At 72.9% G+C, this 16,235-nt stretch carries 11 protein-coding genes and 2 tRNA genes; 6 read left to right on the top strand and 7 right to left on the bottom strand.

Features of this window, described 5'->3' with window-relative positions:
• Nucleotides 1–47: 47 nt before the first annotated feature.
• The 4 genes from ACA514_RS21770 to ACA514_RS21755 all read left to right on the top strand — a co-directional run bounded on the left by ACA514_RS21770 (nt 48) and on the right by ACA514_RS21755 (nt 7,457).
• The gene (locus tag ACA514_RS21770; protein ID WP_375043035.1) at nt 48–2,438 is read left to right on the top strand and encodes a hypothetical protein; all 2,391 of its coding nucleotides are present in this window, start codon (nt 48–50) and stop codon (nt 2,436–2,438) included.
• 17 nt (nt 2,439–2,455) lie between these two features.
• A complete protein-coding gene (locus tag ACA514_RS21765) occupies nt 2,456–3,649 on the top strand; it encodes a hypothetical protein (protein ID WP_375043034.1) in 1,194 nt (397 codons plus the stop codon).
• Nucleotides 3,650–3,761: 112 nt separating this feature from the next.
• Nucleotides 3,762–4,931 (top strand): hypothetical protein, encoded by a 1,170-nt coding sequence (locus tag ACA514_RS21760; protein ID WP_375043033.1) that lies wholly within the window; start codon nt 3,762–3,764, stop codon nt 4,929–4,931.
• 3 nt (nt 4,932–4,934) lie between these two features.
• A complete protein-coding gene (locus tag ACA514_RS21755; protein WP_375043032.1) occupies nt 4,935–7,457 on the top strand; it encodes a S8 family serine peptidase in 2,523 nt (840 codons plus the stop codon).
• 784 nt (nt 7,458–8,241) lie between these two features.
• On the opposite strand, the gene ACA514_RS21750 is transcribed toward ACA514_RS21755, so the two are convergent.
• The 5 genes from ACA514_RS21750 to ACA514_RS21730 form a co-directional block, all read right to left on the bottom strand.
• Nucleotides 8,242–8,314: transfer RNA gene (locus ACA514_RS21750), tRNA-Lys, on the bottom strand.
• Between the two features lie 83 nt (nt 8,315–8,397).
• Nucleotides 8,398–8,970 carry a response regulator transcription factor gene (locus tag ACA514_RS21745; protein ID WP_375043031.1) on the bottom strand — a complete coding sequence of 191 codons (573 nt, stop codon included), beginning with the start codon at nt 8,968–8,970 and terminating at the stop codon, nt 8,398–8,400.
• A 210-nt stretch (nt 8,971–9,180) separates the two neighbouring features.
• Nucleotides 9,181–9,256, bottom strand: a tRNA-His gene (locus ACA514_RS21740).
• 71 nt (nt 9,257–9,327) lie between these two features.
• Nucleotides 9,328–9,924 (bottom strand): oligoribonuclease, encoded by a 597-nt coding sequence (gene orn, locus ACA514_RS21735; protein WP_375043030.1) that lies wholly within the window; start codon nt 9,922–9,924, stop codon nt 9,328–9,330.
• Nucleotides 9,925–9,966: 42 nt separating this feature from the next.
• Nucleotides 9,967–10,608, bottom strand: coding sequence for a pyridoxamine 5'-phosphate oxidase family protein (locus tag ACA514_RS21730; RefSeq protein ID WP_375043029.1), 642 nt, complete (start codon nt 10,606–10,608; stop codon nt 9,967–9,969).
• 69 nt (nt 10,609–10,677) lie between these two features.
• On the opposite strand from ACA514_RS21730, the gene ACA514_RS21725 reads away from it, so the two are divergent.
• Nucleotides 10,678–12,159 (top strand): PLP-dependent aminotransferase family protein, encoded by a 1,482-nt coding sequence (locus ACA514_RS21725; protein WP_375043028.1) that lies wholly within the window; start codon nt 10,678–10,680, stop codon nt 12,157–12,159.
• Here ACA514_RS21725 and ACA514_RS21720 read toward each other — a convergent pair.
• Entirely contained in the window at nt 12,156–12,962 is an 807-nt protein-coding gene (locus ACA514_RS21720) for a hypothetical protein (protein WP_375043027.1), read from the bottom strand. The genes ACA514_RS21725 and ACA514_RS21720 overlap by 4 nt on opposite strands.
• 459 nt (nt 12,963–13,421) lie before the next feature.
• Between ACA514_RS21720 and ACA514_RS21715 the strand changes: the two genes are divergently transcribed.
• Nucleotides 13,422–14,507, top strand: a complete 1,086-nt coding sequence (locus ACA514_RS21715; RefSeq protein WP_375043026.1) for a phosphotransferase family protein — start codon at nt 13,422–13,424, stop codon at nt 14,505–14,507.
• A gap of 60 nt (nt 14,508–14,567) precedes the next feature.
• Here ACA514_RS21715 and ACA514_RS21710 read toward each other — a convergent pair whose 3' ends face one another.
• Entirely contained in the window at nt 14,568–16,046 is a 1,479-nt protein-coding gene (locus tag ACA514_RS21710) for an RNA polymerase sigma factor (protein ID WP_375043025.1), read from the bottom strand.
• Nucleotides 16,047–16,235: the final 189 nt, after the last annotated feature.

Raw genomic sequence — 16,235 nt, 5'->3', positions numbered from 1 at the left:
CCGCAGCGCTCGCCCGGGCGCGGCGCACAGGGCGACGACGGCGTGGGATGGGGGTCGCGATCGGCGCGGCCGTGGTGCTGGCGGGGGCGGCCGCCGGGACTGCGACGGCGCAGCCTGGGGAGCCCGCCGCCAAGCCGCCGCCGCGGCAACCGGTGACGCGATTCGCGGCGCCCCCCGCGAAGGTGGTGAAGAGCGCGGAGGTGACGCTGGTGACCGGCGACCGCTTCCGGGTGGACGTGGCGGACGACGGAACCCAGCAGGCCAGCCCGCTGGCCGTCGCCGGTGAGAAGTCCAGCACGTTCGCCCAGTTCACCTACAACGGGGACACCTACGTGATCCCGGCGAACGCCGCGCCGTACATCGGCACGACGCTGGACCCGCGGCTGTTCGACGTCGGCTACCTGGTGCGGGCGAAGCTCGACGACGCGAACGCCAAGACCCTGCCGGTGACCCTGAAGGCGACCGCCGGGAAGGCGGCGGCGCTGCCCGGGACGAGCGTCACCTCGTCCTCCGGTGGAACGGTGCGCGCGAAGGTCGCCAAGAAGAACGCGGGCGGGCTCGGGAAGCTGCTGGCGAAGAGTTGGCGGACGGCGGCCAAGGGCGGCACCGCTCCCGCGCTGTCCGGGGTGAAGCAGGTCGCGGTGGCGGCACCGAGCGGCGCGCCGAAGCCGCCCGCGGCCCCGCCGCTGATGCAGTCGGCTTCCAAGGCGGCGGTGAAGGGCGTGCGCTTCCACAACCTGACGGTCGACTCCGTCGACCTGGACGGGAAGCCCGGCGTGATGGTCGGGTTCGTCCACAACGTGGACGACGCCGGCCTGGGGAGCTTCGGAATCGACTACCCGGGCGGGGGCAGGCGCGCCTTCAGCGTCGCGGAGGGGACGTACAGCATCGAGGCGAGCGTGTTCACCGGCCCCGCGGACGACCTGAGCAGCCGTGCCGCGCTGGTCATCGAACCGGAGATCACGGTCGGCAAGGACACCACGGTCACGCTGGACGCCCGCAAGGCGGTCCAGTTCAAGCCGAACCTCGCCGCGGCACCGAAGCCGGACATGCCCCGCATCGATTTCATGTCGTTCATCCGCGAGGACGCGCGCGGGAGCCAGACGGGCGTCCCCGGGAACGGGCTCGGCTCGATCATCGGCTTCTTCAACCTCCGGGTCGGTTCGGCCTCTGCCAACGGCTACCCGAACCTGTACGTCACCCCGACCAGACCGGTCACCAAGGGCAGGCTCCACTTCCTGGGGGCGACCTCGTTGAGCACGGGCACCGAGGAGGCGATCGGCCCGGGCCCGACCTACAAGCTGATGTTCCCGTCCGAGGGCGCGATCTCCGCGAACCAGGCCCCCACCCTGGCCGCCTCGGACCTCACCACGGTGAAGGCACGGCTGCACGACCACCCGTCGGACGACGCGTCGGGCGGGCAGGCGGGCTACTGGGCCACCGCGTACCTGCCCTGGACGTACACATCGGTCGGGTTCACCGAGCGCGTGCCCGCCGGGGACCGCACCGACTACCTGTACAGCAGTGCACCCGACCAGGTGGTGTGGGACTGGTCCCTCAACCCCGACCGGGGCCAGCGGCTCAACGACCTGCGCAGGACGGTCAAGCCGGGCCAGGTGATCGAGCAGACCTGGAACGGCGCGCCGCTGACGCCGTCCATCACGGCGGACTACATCCTGACCACCGGGTTCAGCCTCAGCGGCTCCGGCGGCCAGGACATGAGCGACCCGCTCGCCCAGGTCTGCGCGGCGTGCCGGCAGGACGACCTCGCCGCGCTGTACCTGAAGGGCGGCGGCGACACCGACCCGACGCACCACTACTACTACGCCCCGACCGGCAACCGGGTCCGGTTCTACCGGAACGGCGAACTCGCCTACACCTCCGACCTGGAGTACACCGCCCCCAACCTCGGACCCACGAACCTGCCGATGCTGCCGCGCGCCGCGGATTACCGGCTGATCTGGGACTCCGAGGACGAGATGGTCCCGGGAGCCATCAGCACCACCGACTGGACGTTCCGGTCCGCGCCGGGCGGCGCGGCGGCGGCGCTGCCCAAGACGGCGTTCTGCGGCGTGGACACCTCACGCGGGTGCTCGTTCGTGCCGCTGCTGTTCGTCACCTACGACCTGGCGCTGGACGAGAGCTCCCGCGCCAAGGCGGGGCAGGCGTTCGACGTCGGGTTCCGGGTGTCGCACCAGCAGTACCAGGCGGCGCCGACCGGCGTCACCGCGACCGTGGAGGTGTCCTACGACGACGGCGACACCTGGTCGAAGCCGGTCGACGCCACGGCGGACGCGGCAGGCGCGTTCCATGCGCCGATCACCCATCCGGCGTACGACCAGGCCCACCGGTGGGTGTCGCTGAGAGTCACCGCGCACGGTCCGGACGGCGCGTCCGTCACGCAGACGAACATCCACGCCTACCGGCTCGACGGCTGAGCGGGAGAGCGACCGACATGAGGATTTCAACGAAGAGGCCGGCCGCGCTGGCGGCCGCCGGAGCGCTGGCCGTGCTGGCCGCACTGTCATCGCCGGCGTCGGCGGCGCACGGAGCCCCGAAGGGGCGCCCGGTCTGCGCCGTCGGCGATGCCGAGCCCGACTGCATGCTGCGCGTCAGCCCCCGGAAACCGGGCTCCGCGAAGGCCGCGGCCGCGGGCATGCCGGCCGGCGCGCTGACGGCGGCCGACCTTCAGGACGCCTACAAGCTGCCCAGCGACCTGCTGGGCGGCGGGAGCACGATCGCGGTGGTGGTTCCGTTCGGCAACACCTCCGCCGAGAAGGACCTGGCCACCTACCGGACGGCCAACGGCATGCACGTGTGCGACGCCGAGTTCCCCTGCTTCCGCAGGATCGACCAGCGGGGCGGGACGACGCCGCCGCCGGCCGGCACCGCCTGGACGCTGCACGCCGCGGTCGGGCTGGACATGGCGTCGGCCGCCTGTCCGAACTGCCACCTCCTCCTGGTCGAGGCCGACGACGACACGCTCGCGAACCAGGGCGCCGCGGTCGACCAGGCGGTGGCGCAGGGCGCGCGGACGGTCGTGGTCATGAACGGCTGGTTCCCCGAGTACGAGGGCCAGGACGCCGAGGCGGCGCACTTCGACCATCCGGGTGTGGCGATCGTCGCCGCCTCCGGGTCCTCCTCGTTCAACGGCGGCGGCCGGGAAGCCCTGCCCGCCGCGTACCCGTCGGTCGTGTCCGTGGGCGGGACCAACCTGTACCGGGACCCCGCGGCGAAACGGGGCTGGTCCGAGACGGCCTGGCGGGACACCACGTCCGGCTGCTCGCTGTACGAGAAGCGGCCCGCCTGGCAGCGCAAGGGCGACTGCGGCGACCGCCGCACCGTCGCCGACGTCGCTGCCGTCGCGTCGGACTACACGCCCGTCGCGGTCTATGACGCCACGAGCTCGGGCTGGGCCCTGGTGTCCGGCGCGCCGGTGGCGGCGGCGCTGATCGGCGGGGTGTACGGGCTGGCGGGCAACACCTCGGCCACTCCGGCGCCCCGGCGCCTCTACGCGAACGCCCGGTACCTGTTCGACCTGACCAGCGGGGCGAACGGCTCGTGCGCCGGCAGCTACCTGTGCACCACCGGCCCGGGTTACGACGGCCCGAGCGGCATGGGCGCCCCCAACGGCACCGGCGCCTTCTAGGAGACGAACCATGCGAGACCTCTTTCCCCTCCCACGCCCTTTGCGCGGGCAACGCCTCCTGCCCCATCCGCCCGCCACCGCCTCCTCGCGCACGCCTGGCCGCGCACGACGCGTGGCGGCCCTGACGGGCCTCAGCACACTGATCCTCTCCGCGGGCACGACGCTCCCCGCGAACGCGGGCTGCGTCCCGGCGTGGAAGTTCGAGACGCCACCGGTCGCCGGGGCGGACGTGCAGGACGTCCACGCGCTCTCGGCCAAGGACGTCCGGTTCGCCGCGAACCTCTCCCTCGAGGCGGGTGGCGGCGTGTCGCAGCTGGCCTGGGACGGTGCGAAGGTCACCGCCGCCGTGCCGCAGATTCCCGTCGCGCCGAAGCACCCCGCGTTCATGACGACCACCGGCTCGTACGGCTCCCCGTCCAGCGGCTGGGCCGTCACCTGGCCCAGCGGCGGTCTCGCCGACGTGGCCGCGTCCGTGATGGCCCGCTGGGACGGCGGCCGGTGGACGCTCACCCCGACCGCCGTCTCGCCGCGCCCGGAGTCGGCCCGCCCGGCCCTGCAGGACGTGCTGTCCCTCGCTCCGGACTCGGCCTGGGCCGTGGGCTACCTCGACGAGACCGGCGCCCTCATCGAGCACTGGGACGGCACCGAGTGGAAGGTGGTCGACAACCCGGCGGCCACGACCCCCAACACACAGCTGCTGAAGATCCACGGCTCCTCGGCCACCGACCTGTGGGCGGTCGGGTTCCAGTATCCGCCGGGCGGCGGCCCTCACGTGGCGTACGCGCAGCACTATGACGGCTCGAAGTGGAGCGAGGTCACGATGCCGAGCATCGGTGTTCCCGACGCGACCGCGTCCACCGTCGTGGTGAAGGGCCCGAACGACGTCTGGGTCGGGGGCATCCGGGGCACCTGGGCCGACTTCGACGACTACCAGGGCGTGGTCATGCACTGGGACGGCCGGAAATGGACCGTCGACACCGGGCCCGGCGACGTGGTCCGAGGCGGTTACATGAACGACCTCCACATCGCGGGCCCGAACGACGTGTGGGCCGTCGCGGGGAAATACCTGGTGCACCGCACCGGCACGACCTGGTCGAGGGTCGTGCCCGAGGGGGCCCAGCCCGGAGGGGTCAGCTACATCTACCGGGCCGTCGACGGCACCGGGACAGGGGACGTGTGGGCCGTCGGCCTGTACATGACCACCGAGCCGTCCAACATCCCCGGCATGCCGTTCGCGTACGACCACCCAGCCCTCGCCCACCTGACCTGCGGAAGGCGATGAGCCATGCGGTTCACGAGAATGACCGCCGGGTTCGCCTCGGCGGTGGCGTGCGCGGCGTCCCTGGTGGCGGCCACGCCGGCGCCGGGCTCGGCGAAGGCGGCACAGGCGTCGCCCGCGGCGTCCACGGCGAAGCTCGACGGCGCGGTGCTCTCGACGTACGCCGGGGGCGGCACGGCGAACGTCTGGGTGCGGATGACCGCCAGGGCCGACCTGTCCGGCGCCGCGAAGATCAAGGACCGTGCGGCGCGCGGCCGGACGGTGGTGGACGACCTGAAGGCCGAGGCCGGCCGCTCGCAGGGTCCGGTCCAGAAGGTGCTGAAGGCCGCGGGGCTGCCGGGCCGCGCCTACTGGGCGGCCAACACGATCTACGTGCCCGGCCTGCCCGAACCGGTGGCCCGGAAGATCGCCGCGATGCCGGGGGTGGCGGAGATCCGCCAGTCCCGGACGTTCCAGTTGCCCAAGCCGGTGCCCGGCGCCCGGACGCGCACCGCCGTGGACGAGCTGCCGTGGGGCCTGACCGACGTCAAGGCCGACCAGGCGTGGAGGCAGACCGGGCGGCGCGGCGAGGGCGTCGTGGTCGCGAACGTGGACTCCGGCGTCCAGTACGACCATCCGGCGCTCGTCCGGCAGTACCGCGGCAACAACGGCGACGGCACGTTCACCCATGACTACAACTGGTTCGACCCCGCCCGCATCTGCAAGAACGCCGCCCCCTGCGACAACAACGAGCACGGGACGCACACCATGGGCACCATGGCCGGGGACGACGGGCAGGGCCACCAGGTCGGCGTCGCACCCGGCGCGAAGTGGATCGCCGCGAAGGGCTGTGAGTCCAGCGGCTGTTCCGACACCAGCCTGCTGGCCGCGCTGCAGTGGATGCTCGCCCCGACCGATCACGAAGGCCAGCACCCGGATCCGGCCAAACGCCCGGACATCGTGAACAACTCCTGGGGTTCGGCGCCGTCCAACGATCCGATGTTCGAGGACGTCCAGCTCGCTTGGGCGGCCGCGGGGATCATGGGCGTATGGGCCAACGGCAACGACGGCCCGAACTGCGAGACCGCGGGCGCGCCGGGCAGCCGCACGATCAACTACTCGGTCGGCGCGTACGGCGCCGACCACAAGATCGCCTCATTCTCCAGCCGGGGACCCGGCCAGGACGGGCAGGTCAAGCCGAACCTGTCCGCTCCCGGCGTGGGCGTCCGCTCGTCGGTGCCCGGCGGAGGGTACGCCGAACTTGACGGCACCTCGATGGCGACCCCTCATGTCGCGGGCGCCGTCGCGCTGCTGTGGTCGGCCCGGCCCGAATACCAGCGCGACTTGACCAGGACCAGGGAACTGCTGAACGTCACCGCGATCGACACGCCCGACGGCCAGTGCGGTGGCACGCCGGAGAACAACAACGCCTACGGCGAGGGCCGGCTGGACGCGCTCGCGCTGGTCACCGTCGGCACGGCGGGCCTCGGCACCCTGTCGGGCACCGTCACCGACACCACGACCGGACGGCCCGTGGCGGGCGCGACCGTCCACGCCGCCGGGCCGATGGACCGCACCTTCAGCACCGGGGCCGACGGGGCGTTCACGTTCCGGGTGAGCGCCGGTGAATACAAGATCACGACGACCGCGTTCGGTTTCCAGGCCGGCGCGGCCACGGTCACCCTGTCGAAGGACGGATCGCTCACCCAGGACGTCTCCATGACCCCCACCCCGCGGGTGAACGTCACCGGAACCGTCACCGACGGGTCCGGCAAGGGCGGCGGCCTGCCGGCGAAGATCACCGCCGACGACGGCGACGGCCACACCTGGACGACGACCGGCTCCGCCTCCGGCGCCTACACCCTGCCCCTGATCCCGAACCTCTCCTACAGGCTCACCTTCACCACCACCGAACCCGGCTACGACCCCGCCACCCGCGAGATCGAACTCGGCGACACCGGGCAGACCCTCGATGTCGGGCTCACCGTCAGCCTCGCGTGCGTCGCCAAGGGCTACCAGGTGAAGCGCGACGGCAAAACCGAAGCCTTCGGCACCGGACGCCTGCCCAACGGATGGAAGGTGACCAACGTCGACCCCCGCATCCCCAACTACGACTACCGGCCCGGATGGGTGTTCAACGACCCCGGCAAGCGCGGCAACCACACCGGTGGCAGCGGCGGATTCGCGGTCGTCGACTCCCTCCACTCCGGGCCCGGCCGCGTCCAGGACACCTACCTGACCAGCCCGTCCTACGACATGTCCGGCCGCACCAAGGCGACCGTCGAGTTCGCGCACGACCTGAAACCGGCCATCAACTCCACGACGTCCGTCGACGTCAGCCTCGACGGCGGCAGGACCTGGACGAACGCGTGGACGGCGAAGGGCTTCCCCGGAGCCCCCGGCCCGTCCACCCAGGTCGTCCCGATCCCGCAGGCGAACGGCAAGCCCAACGTCCGCTACCGCCTCCACTACCGGGGCCAGCTCTCCGGCTGGTGGGCCGTGGACAACGCCTTCACCGGCGACCGCACCTGCACCGTCGCGAACGGCTGACACCCCCGACCGCACAACAAGGGCGCCCGGACCACCCCGTCCGGGCGCCTTGCCGTCAGCCCAGCCGAGGGCCACGACGACGCCGAGCACGCTGATCACCGGCCCGACCTCGCCCAGGTAGGCGCAAACGGGGTTCTCGGCAGGGTCAGCGGTACTTCAGGTCGCGGGCGATGTGAGCGGGGCCGAGGAATTCCCCGGATCTGGGCGCGGTGGGCGTCCATGCCCTTAACGGTAGCCATGCGTATTGGCGGTAAGGGGGTTGAGCTTTTCCCCCGATAAATGCGCTCTGCCTGCACCCACGCGCAAGCGGGTTTCTGGGCGGCCCGTCGTTCGAGGGCGGCCAGGCCGAAGCGATCCGCGTCCCACTCGTCGATGGCAAACTGGCCGCCTGGCTCCGGGCACCAACCGCACTCGCCGCCGCGCCCCTGGCGACAGGAAGCGGCGCGGTCGTAGGGACCGTGCCGCTCGGCCGACGCCGACCGCCGGATCGAGAGTTCATCCCGGTCGCCAGATCAGCCATCCGAAAAGACGCTGAGACGCATTAACCGGCCGCCTGCGAATCGGCCCGGTGGCGCATTTCAAGAGCCCTCAGGCTTTCCGCCGGTAACCTTCGAGGCCGGCGCGGTGGTGCTGATGCCTGGATTCCGCTGCGGCGGGGTGGCACAGAAGGCCGAAAGATAGCGCCCAAACAGGCACACAGCGCCGGGCGCAGATGGGCCTCAGTTCGGCCCATTGGTAACCGGCGACGACATCCGGAAGGATGTTGTCGCTAGTGGTTGCGGGGTGCGCCGTCAGGGACTTGAACCCCGAACCCGCGGATTAAGAGTCCGCTGCTCTGCCAATTGAGCTAACGGCGCCTGTCTCTAGGGGCTCCGGCCTTGGCCGGTGTCCCTGGCGACAGGAAGAACAGTAGCAGGACCCGCGGACCAGTGCGAATCGGTTAGTCGCCGCCCGGCAGGACGCTCACGATGCCGCGCCACAGCGCGATCGCGGTGGCGCGGGAGCTGACACCGAGCTTGCCGTAGATGCGGTTGACGTGGTTCTTCACGGTCTTCTCGCTGAGGAACAGCTGCCGGGCGATCTCGCCGTTGGAGCGTCCGGTGGCGATCAGGTCCATCACCTCGGCCTCCCGCGCGGACAGCCCGAGCGAGACGCGGTTGGCGTCCCGGACGCTCCGGATCAGGTCGTGCACGGTGAACGCGCCGGGCACCAGGTGCCCGCAGGCGCCGCCGCGGATCGCGGTCTCGACGGCGGGTCCGTCGTCGGCGGCGGCCAGCACGAACACCCGGGACGAGCGGCTGAGCGGGGACGCGTGCTGCGCGGCGCCGGCGTCCAGCAGCACGATGTCGGGCCGCAGCCGCTCGGCCAGCGGCAGCGCCGCCGCCGCGTCATGGGTCTCGGCCACGACCTCCATCTCGCTGCTGCCGTCGAGCAGGGTGATCAGGTTCGCCCGCACGCGGGCGTCGCCGTCCACCACAAGTACGCGCAGTGGGGCTGTCTCATCGACACTCATCCGTCGCCCTTGGGGTGTCATTTGGCGTTTATAGGGTCGGAGCATAACCGTCCGATCATCCTGAGCCAACGAAGAACCACAAGCGCCGCCACGGGCCCGGGCACGCGGTCATGGCGCGGTGGGGCCGTTGAAGCAGAATCGCGGCGGCTCCCCGCCTGCGGAAAGCAGGAAGCCCTGGTCGTCTCCGCGACGACCAGGGCTTCCGTTGCCTGGGGTGAGTGAGGGGACTTGAACCCCCGACATCTTGGACCACAACCAAGTGCTCTGCCAGCTGAGCTACACCCACCATGGCCGGGATCGCTCCCGGCTCCCAGTAGTGTAGCGGCTCCCGGGGAGTGGGTCAGCCGGGCTGCGGCGTCAGCGGGCGGAGATGTCCGCGGCGAGGGCGCGGGCGGTCTCGGAGTCGGGGCCGGGCTGCGGGACGAACACGGCGGCGCGGTAGTAGCGCAGTTCCTGGATGCTCTCGGTGATGTCGGCGAGGGCGCGGTGCCCGCCCTTCTTCTCCGGGCTGGCGAAGTAGGCGCGGGGGTACCAGCGCCGGGCCAGCTCCTTGATGGAGGAGACGTCGACCATGCGGTAGTGCAGGTGGGAGTCCAGGGCGGGCATGTCGCGGGCCAGGAACGAGCGGTCGGTCGCGATCGAGTTGCCGCACAGCGGGGCCTTCTTGGCGTCCTTGACGTGCGTCCGGACGTAGTCCAGGACGATCTCTTCGGCCTCGGTGAGGGTGATGCCGCCCGGGAGCTCCTCCAGGAGGCCGGACGTGGTGTGCATGTCGCGGACGACCTTGGTCATCTGCGCGACCGACTCGGGCGGCGGCTTGATGATCACGTCGACGCCCTCGTCCAGGATGTTCAGCTCGCTGTCGGTGACCAGGGCGGCTATCTCGATGAGCGCGTCGGCGCGCAGGTCGAGTCCCGTCATTTCGCAGTCGATCCACACGAGCCGCTCGTTCATGGGTTCACCCTACGACCATGGACGACTGCGCGGGGCATCGAGTCAGCGGGCGGCTATGTGCGCGGGGACGGAAATGCCGGGGGCGAGGGCCGGGTCGGGGACGGGCGCGCCGAACGCCTGCTGGACGGGCAGGACGCCGGCCCATGTCGGGAGGGCGTAGTCCTCGTCGTCGTCGCCGGGCGGGCCCTGCCGGATCTTGACCGACGCCTCGGCGAGGGGGAGGGCGAGGACGGCGACGCCGGCGAGTTCCTTGCGGGTGGGGCGGCGGGCGGCGTCCCACTGGCCGGGGGCGAGCTGCTCGGTGACGACGCGCAGGGCGGCGCGCTTCTCGTCCTCGCCGGCGACCGGGGACGGGACGCCGTAGACCATCGCGCTGCGGTAGTTGATCGAGTGGTGGAAGAGCGAGCGGGCCAGGACGATGCCGTCCAGGTGGGTGACGGTGACGCAGATCTCCTGGGAGGGCGCCGTCAGCATGCTGGACGCGCCTGTGGAGCCGTGCACGTAGAGGGTGTCGTCCAGGCGGCCGTAGCAGGTGGGGACCACGCGGGGCGTGCCGTTGACGACGACGCCGAGGTGGCAGATCAGGCCGGCGTCGAGGATCTCGTAGAGGACGGCGCGGTCGGCGGTGGAGCGTTCCGGGTAGCGGCCGAGGCTGGTGCGGGGCGTTGCGGAGAGCGGTTCCATGCCCGTCTACGCTAGGACGCGAGTGGCCTGGTCAGTAGGGCCACTTGGAACGGAAAGCCAGAGGCCACTTTGTCGATCGATCTACCGCTCGGCATCGACCGGGACGCGCCCGAGCCGATGAACGCCCAGCTCGTCGCGCAGCTGCGGGCCGCGATGCGGGAGGGGCGGCTCGCGGCGGGGGAGCGGCTGCCCGCGAGCCGCGCGCTGGCGGCGCTGCTGGGCGTCAGCCGGACGGTGGTGACGGAGGCCTACGAGCAGCTGTACGCGGAGGGCTGGCTGGAGGGCCGGCACGGGTCCGGGACGTACGTGACGGACGGGGTGGCGGCCGATCCGGAACCGAGCGGGGAGCAGCCGCGCGGTCTGGCGGGGAGCATGCGCAGGCCGGCGCGCCAAGGGGAGATCGACCTGCGGCCGGGGATGGCGTGGGTCGGCGCGCTGGACACCCCGGCCTGGCGGCGGGCGTGGCGGCTCGCGGCGGGCATGCCGCCGCAGCAGCGGCAGGAGCCGCACGGGGTGCCGGAGCTGCGGGTGGCGCTGGCCGAGTACATCCGGCGCAGCCGCGGGGTGGCGTGCCCGGTCGACGGCCTGCTGATCACGCGCGGCGCGACGAACGGCCTGGACCTGCTGGCGGCGACGGTGCTGCGGCCGGGCGACCGGGTCGGCGTGGAGGAGCCGGGTTACCGGCGCGCGCGCTCGGTGCTGGCGGGGCGCGGCGCCGAGATCGTGTCGTGCCCGGTCGACGAGCACGGGATGATCGTCGACGGCCTGCCGGACGACCTGCGCCTCGTCTACGCGACGCCGTCCCACCAGTACCCGATGGGCGGGGTGCTGCCGGTCCCGCGCCGGCAGGCGCTGCTGGCGTGGGCGCGGCGGACCGGCGCGCTGATCGCCGAGGACGACTACGACGGGGAGTTCCGCTACGACGTCGCGCCGCTGCCCGCGCTGTACGGGCTCGACCCGGACGTCGTGGTCTACCTGGGCACGTCGGCGAAGATCCTGACCGCGGACATGGGCGTCGGCTGGCTGGTGGGCCGTCCCGACCTGGTGGCGGCGATCGCGCTGCGGCGCGAGGAGCTGAACGACCGGACGGCGGTCGTCCCGCAGCACGCGCTCCGGCTGTTCCTCGAGCGCGGCGATCTGAACCGGCACGTCCGGCGGATGCGCGGGGAGTACGCGCGGCGCCGCGAGGTGGTCGTGGGGGCGCTGGACGGGCTGCGGCTGCGCGGCGACACGGCCGGGCTGCACCTGGTCGTGGACCTTCCGCACGCGGTCGCGGAGCGGGTCGCGCGGGACGCGGCGGAGCGCGGCGTCCTGGTGGACCCGCTCGAACGCCACCACGCGGGCCCCCGGTCGTTCAGCGGGCTCGTCGTCGGCTACGGCTCGGCGGGCAGCCCGGCGGAACTGCGGAACGGGTGCGCGATCGTCCGCGGGCTCGCGGCGGCCGCACTGCGCGAGCCGGCGCCGGCGGCGGAGTCGGGGCAGGACGCGGCCGGCGCCGCGGTCGCGGGACCGGACGCCGGGCACGTGGAGGGGACCGCGTCCGGGAGCTAGTGCGACAGTGCCGAGGAGCCGACCGGCACGGGGTCGCCCTGCGGCGGCGGATGGTCGGGGTTCGACGGGACGCCCGGCAGCGGCGCCGCCCTGGCGGGGCGCGCGGGCGCCTCGGCCGGCTCCGCCCGGACCGGCTCCGCCCGGACCGGCTCGGGAGCGCGGGTCGGATCGGAAGCGCGGGTCGGCTCGGGGGCGCGGACCGGGTCGGGGGCGCGGACCGGGCGGCTGAGCAGCAGCGGCGCGTCCGCCGCCCCGGGGATCGGCGCGCGGGGCACCGGGATCGGCGCGACCGGAGTGTCCGGGCCGGTGATGCGGCGGATGTCGATGCCGCCCGGGTCGGGGCGCTCGGCCAGCGGCACCTGCGACGCGCCGAAGTGGCCGCCGAGCGCCCAGTCCCGGCGGGAGCGCAGCGCGTGGTAGGACTGCGGCGACGGCAGCGGCGGGCCGGCGGGCCAGCGGCGCGCGACCCCCCACGCCTCCAGCCACGTCACGATCGCCTCGACGCCGACGAGCAGCGAGCCGGTGAACGGGATCCGGGACTGGCCCACCACCATGATCTGCACGCAGACGCGGCCCTCCCGGCCGACCGGCGGGCCGAGCAGCCGGGCCGCCCGGGTCACCGGCACGAGCTGGACGACGTCCCCGGAGCCGGGGTGCCAGACCAGGTGCGGCGGCCGTTCCTCCTTGACCAGGTCGGCCGCGGCCGAGCGCGCCGAGACGGTGCGAGGGTCGCACTCGCCGGACAGCCATACGGCACGGGGCGCACCTCCCCGTAGCGCTCCACCGTCCTGTCGTGCCGGCATGCGGCCGGCTCCCGGCAGCCATGCGTCTGCCACGGTTGCGTCCCCCCAATCGGGCGGTCTAGCCCCGAATGGTCTAGTCCTCTTCTCTTAGCCCAGCGAGACCCAGGAGTCCAGCTTGCCGCCACGGGCTGGGAACGAACGGCTGGTGCTTCCGACCACGGCGAAGCCCACTCTTCGCGGCAGTCGAAGCGAAGGCGTACCCAGGCCGTCTTCCGCTTGCACCCGTGCAAACCCGTTTTCTCGGCAAGTTTCAGCCTCCCGGAGGTTTAAGGGCATTTCGGACATCATCCGTGCAGGTCAGCGCCGTCATGGGGGTCCGGTTTACCGGGTTGGAGCGGTGTCCGGATGTGGCCGAGAGGTTACCGAGCGCATATTCCGGGTGGGGCGGGCAGGGGGATCGGGCGGGTTGCCGGGGGGCGGCCGCGCGGCCCGCACCGAGCCGCGTTCTAATGGTGGGTCATGACCGTTGACGCTGACCTTCCGGCCGGGGTGCCCGGCATCGACGTCCCCCGCCTCGCGGACTGGCTGGCCCGCGCACTGCCCGGCGCCGGCCGGATCGGCGCGGTCGACCTGATCGCGGGCGGCCGCTCCAACCTGACCTACGGGATCACCCTGGACGGCGGCCGCCGGATCGTGCTGCGCCGGCCGCCGCTCGGGCACGTCCTGCCGACCGCCCACGACATGGGCCGCGAGTACCGGGTGCTGTCCGCGCTCGGCGACGCCACCGCCGTCCCCGTCCCGCGCACCCTCGCGTTCTGCGACGACGAGGACGTCATCGGCGCCCGCTTCTACCTCATGGACTTCGTCGAGGGCCGCGTCCTGCGCACCCGCGAGGACGCCGACGACCTCACCCCCGAGCAGGCGCGCGGGCTCAGCGAGGCGCTCGCCGGCGCGCTCGCCGCCATCCACACGGTGGACGTGAAGGCCGCCGGGCTGGAGGACTTCGGCCGCCCGACCGGCTACATGGCCCGGCAGCTCAAGCGCTGGGGCAAGCAGTGGGACAGCTCGCAGGACGCCATCAAGGCCACCGGCAACACCCACGACCTCCCCGAGTACGACCGGCTCGTGGCGCGGCTGGCCGAACGGCTGCCCGCCGACGCGCCCGCCCGGCTCGTCCACGGCGACTTCCGGCTCGACAACGCCCTCGCCCGGCTGGAGCCGCGCCCCGAGATCGCCGCCGTCGTGGACTGGGAGATGTCGACGCTCGGCGACCCGCTGTCCGACCTCGGCCTCACCCTCGTCTACTGGGCCGAGGCCGGCGACGCCGACCAGCTCCCCGTCGGCGCCACGATCACCTCCGCGCCCGGCTTCTTCACCCGCCGCGAGTTCACCGAGCGGTACGCCGAGCTGACCGGCTTCGACCTCGCCGACCTCGACTTCTACGTCGCGTTCGCGTGCTTCAAGCTCGCCGTCATCCTGGAGGGCATCCACGCCCGGTTCCTGCAGAACGCGACCGTCGGCGAGGGCTTCGACCAGATCGGCGCCGCAGTCCCGCTGCTGCTCGGCCGCGCGCACGGCATCCTCGACGCCGGCTCCCCCTGGTGACCCGCGCCTGACCGACGCGGTGAAGAGCGCGCCCGCGATCCCGGGCGCGCTCTTCTCATGTCAGCAGTACCGGACGGACGCGGACCCGCCGGGGGCAAACGAGACGGACCCCGACTTGGAGCTCCAGCACCATTCGTCCGGGCGCGACGCCGACACGGTGGCGGTCTGCCCCGCGGCCAGATGCCCGGACCCGTGCGCGCTCACCCCGCCGGACGTACCCGTCACGCGCCAGTTCACCGGCCCGCCGACCGCTCGCACGGTCACCGCGCACGAGTCGTCGTTGCCCATGCTGCACCCGCTGACCGCCAGATGACCCGCCTTCGGCGGCGGGGGCGCGTGGGTCACGGGCTGGGACGGGGGCCTGGTCGTCGGCGTCTTCGACGGGGACTTGGACGGCGACGGCGACTCCGAGGGCGACTTCGACGGCGAAGGCGAGGTCGCCGACACGCTCGGGGACGGGTCGGTGGGCGTCGGCTCGGCGGGCGCGCTCGGATCTCCCGGGTCGCCGCTCGATCCGGCCGCCGCCGGCGGGGTCCCCGCCGCGCCCGGCTCGGACTCGCCGCCGAACGCCGCGAACGCGCCGGCCAGCACCACGATGGCCGCGACGGCCGCCGCGACGGCGCCGATGAGCGGTCCGCGCCGCCGGCCGCCGGTGCCCCGGTCCTTCGCCCGGGCCGGCGTCGGCTCGTAGGGCAGCGGCCAGCCGTACTCGTCGAACGGCTCCGTCCACGCCGCGATGGCCCGGCGGTTGCCGGCCCGGTCCTCGGCCGTCGCCGCCGTCAGCACGTCCAGCCGCAGGTCCGCGGGGATCGCGGCGATCGGCAGCACCGACAGCAGCCGGTCCGCGGGCAGCGGCGGCGTCCGCAGCTCGGTGCAGACCGGGCAGCTCGCCACGTGCCGGACGAGCGACGTCGCCGTCTGCGGCGCCAGCGGCCACGACTCGGTCAGCGCCGCGACGCTCGGGCAGTCCTTCCAGTGGTTCTGCGCGATGAGCGACGCGCGGATCGCGGCGTCCAGATCGAGCCGGGACCGCTCCACGAGCCCGAGGGTCTCCTCCAGCGGGATGCCGAAGATGCCGGCCAGGTCCACCTCGTCCAGCTCGTGGCGGATCGACAGGTCGATGGCCTCGCGCTGCCGGCCGCTGAGCGCGGTGAGCGCGCTGTGCGCGAGCAGCCGGCGCTCCTCCCGGCGGGCCAGCTGCTCGGCGGACAGGTCGTCCTCCGCCTCCGGCGCCTCCTGCCCGACGTGCCGGTTCGGGCTGTCCCGGCGGCGCATGCACTCCTTGCGGGCGATCGCGTACAGCCAGCCGCGGAGCCGGTCCGGCTCGGCGAGCCGCCCGGCGTGCTCGCGGGCCGCGATGACGCAGTTGCGCAGCGCCCCCGCCGCCTCCACGCGGTCGCGCAGCAGGCCGTGGCAGTAGTCGTAGATGAATGGAGCGTAGGCGTCGTACACCTCGGTCAGCGCGATGACGTCTCCGGCCCGCAGCGACTCCGCCAGCCTCAGGTCGTCGTTGTGCGCGGACCCCGGCTCACCGGCCACGGGAACCCTCCAGTCAGATCGGTTTCTTGAACGTGCCCCCGGTGAGCGCCGGCGCCTCGACGCCTGCAGGCGCGCTCTGGTTGCCCGATCTTGCCACCAACCTGCTGGAATTTCTCCCGTCCGGCCGATAATTGTGACCGTTACGGTACGCGGTGTGCCCGTATCGCCTTGACGAACAGCGGCTACGCG

The sequence above is a fragment of the Actinomadura sp. NTSP31 genome, assembly GCF_041951385.1.
Taxonomy (GTDB): Bacteria; Actinomycetota; Actinomycetes; order Streptosporangiales; family Streptosporangiaceae; genus Spirillospora; species Spirillospora napierensis.
The sequence above is the reverse complement of the archived record's forward strand: the minus strand, read 5'-3'. Positions and strand labels throughout refer to the sequence as shown.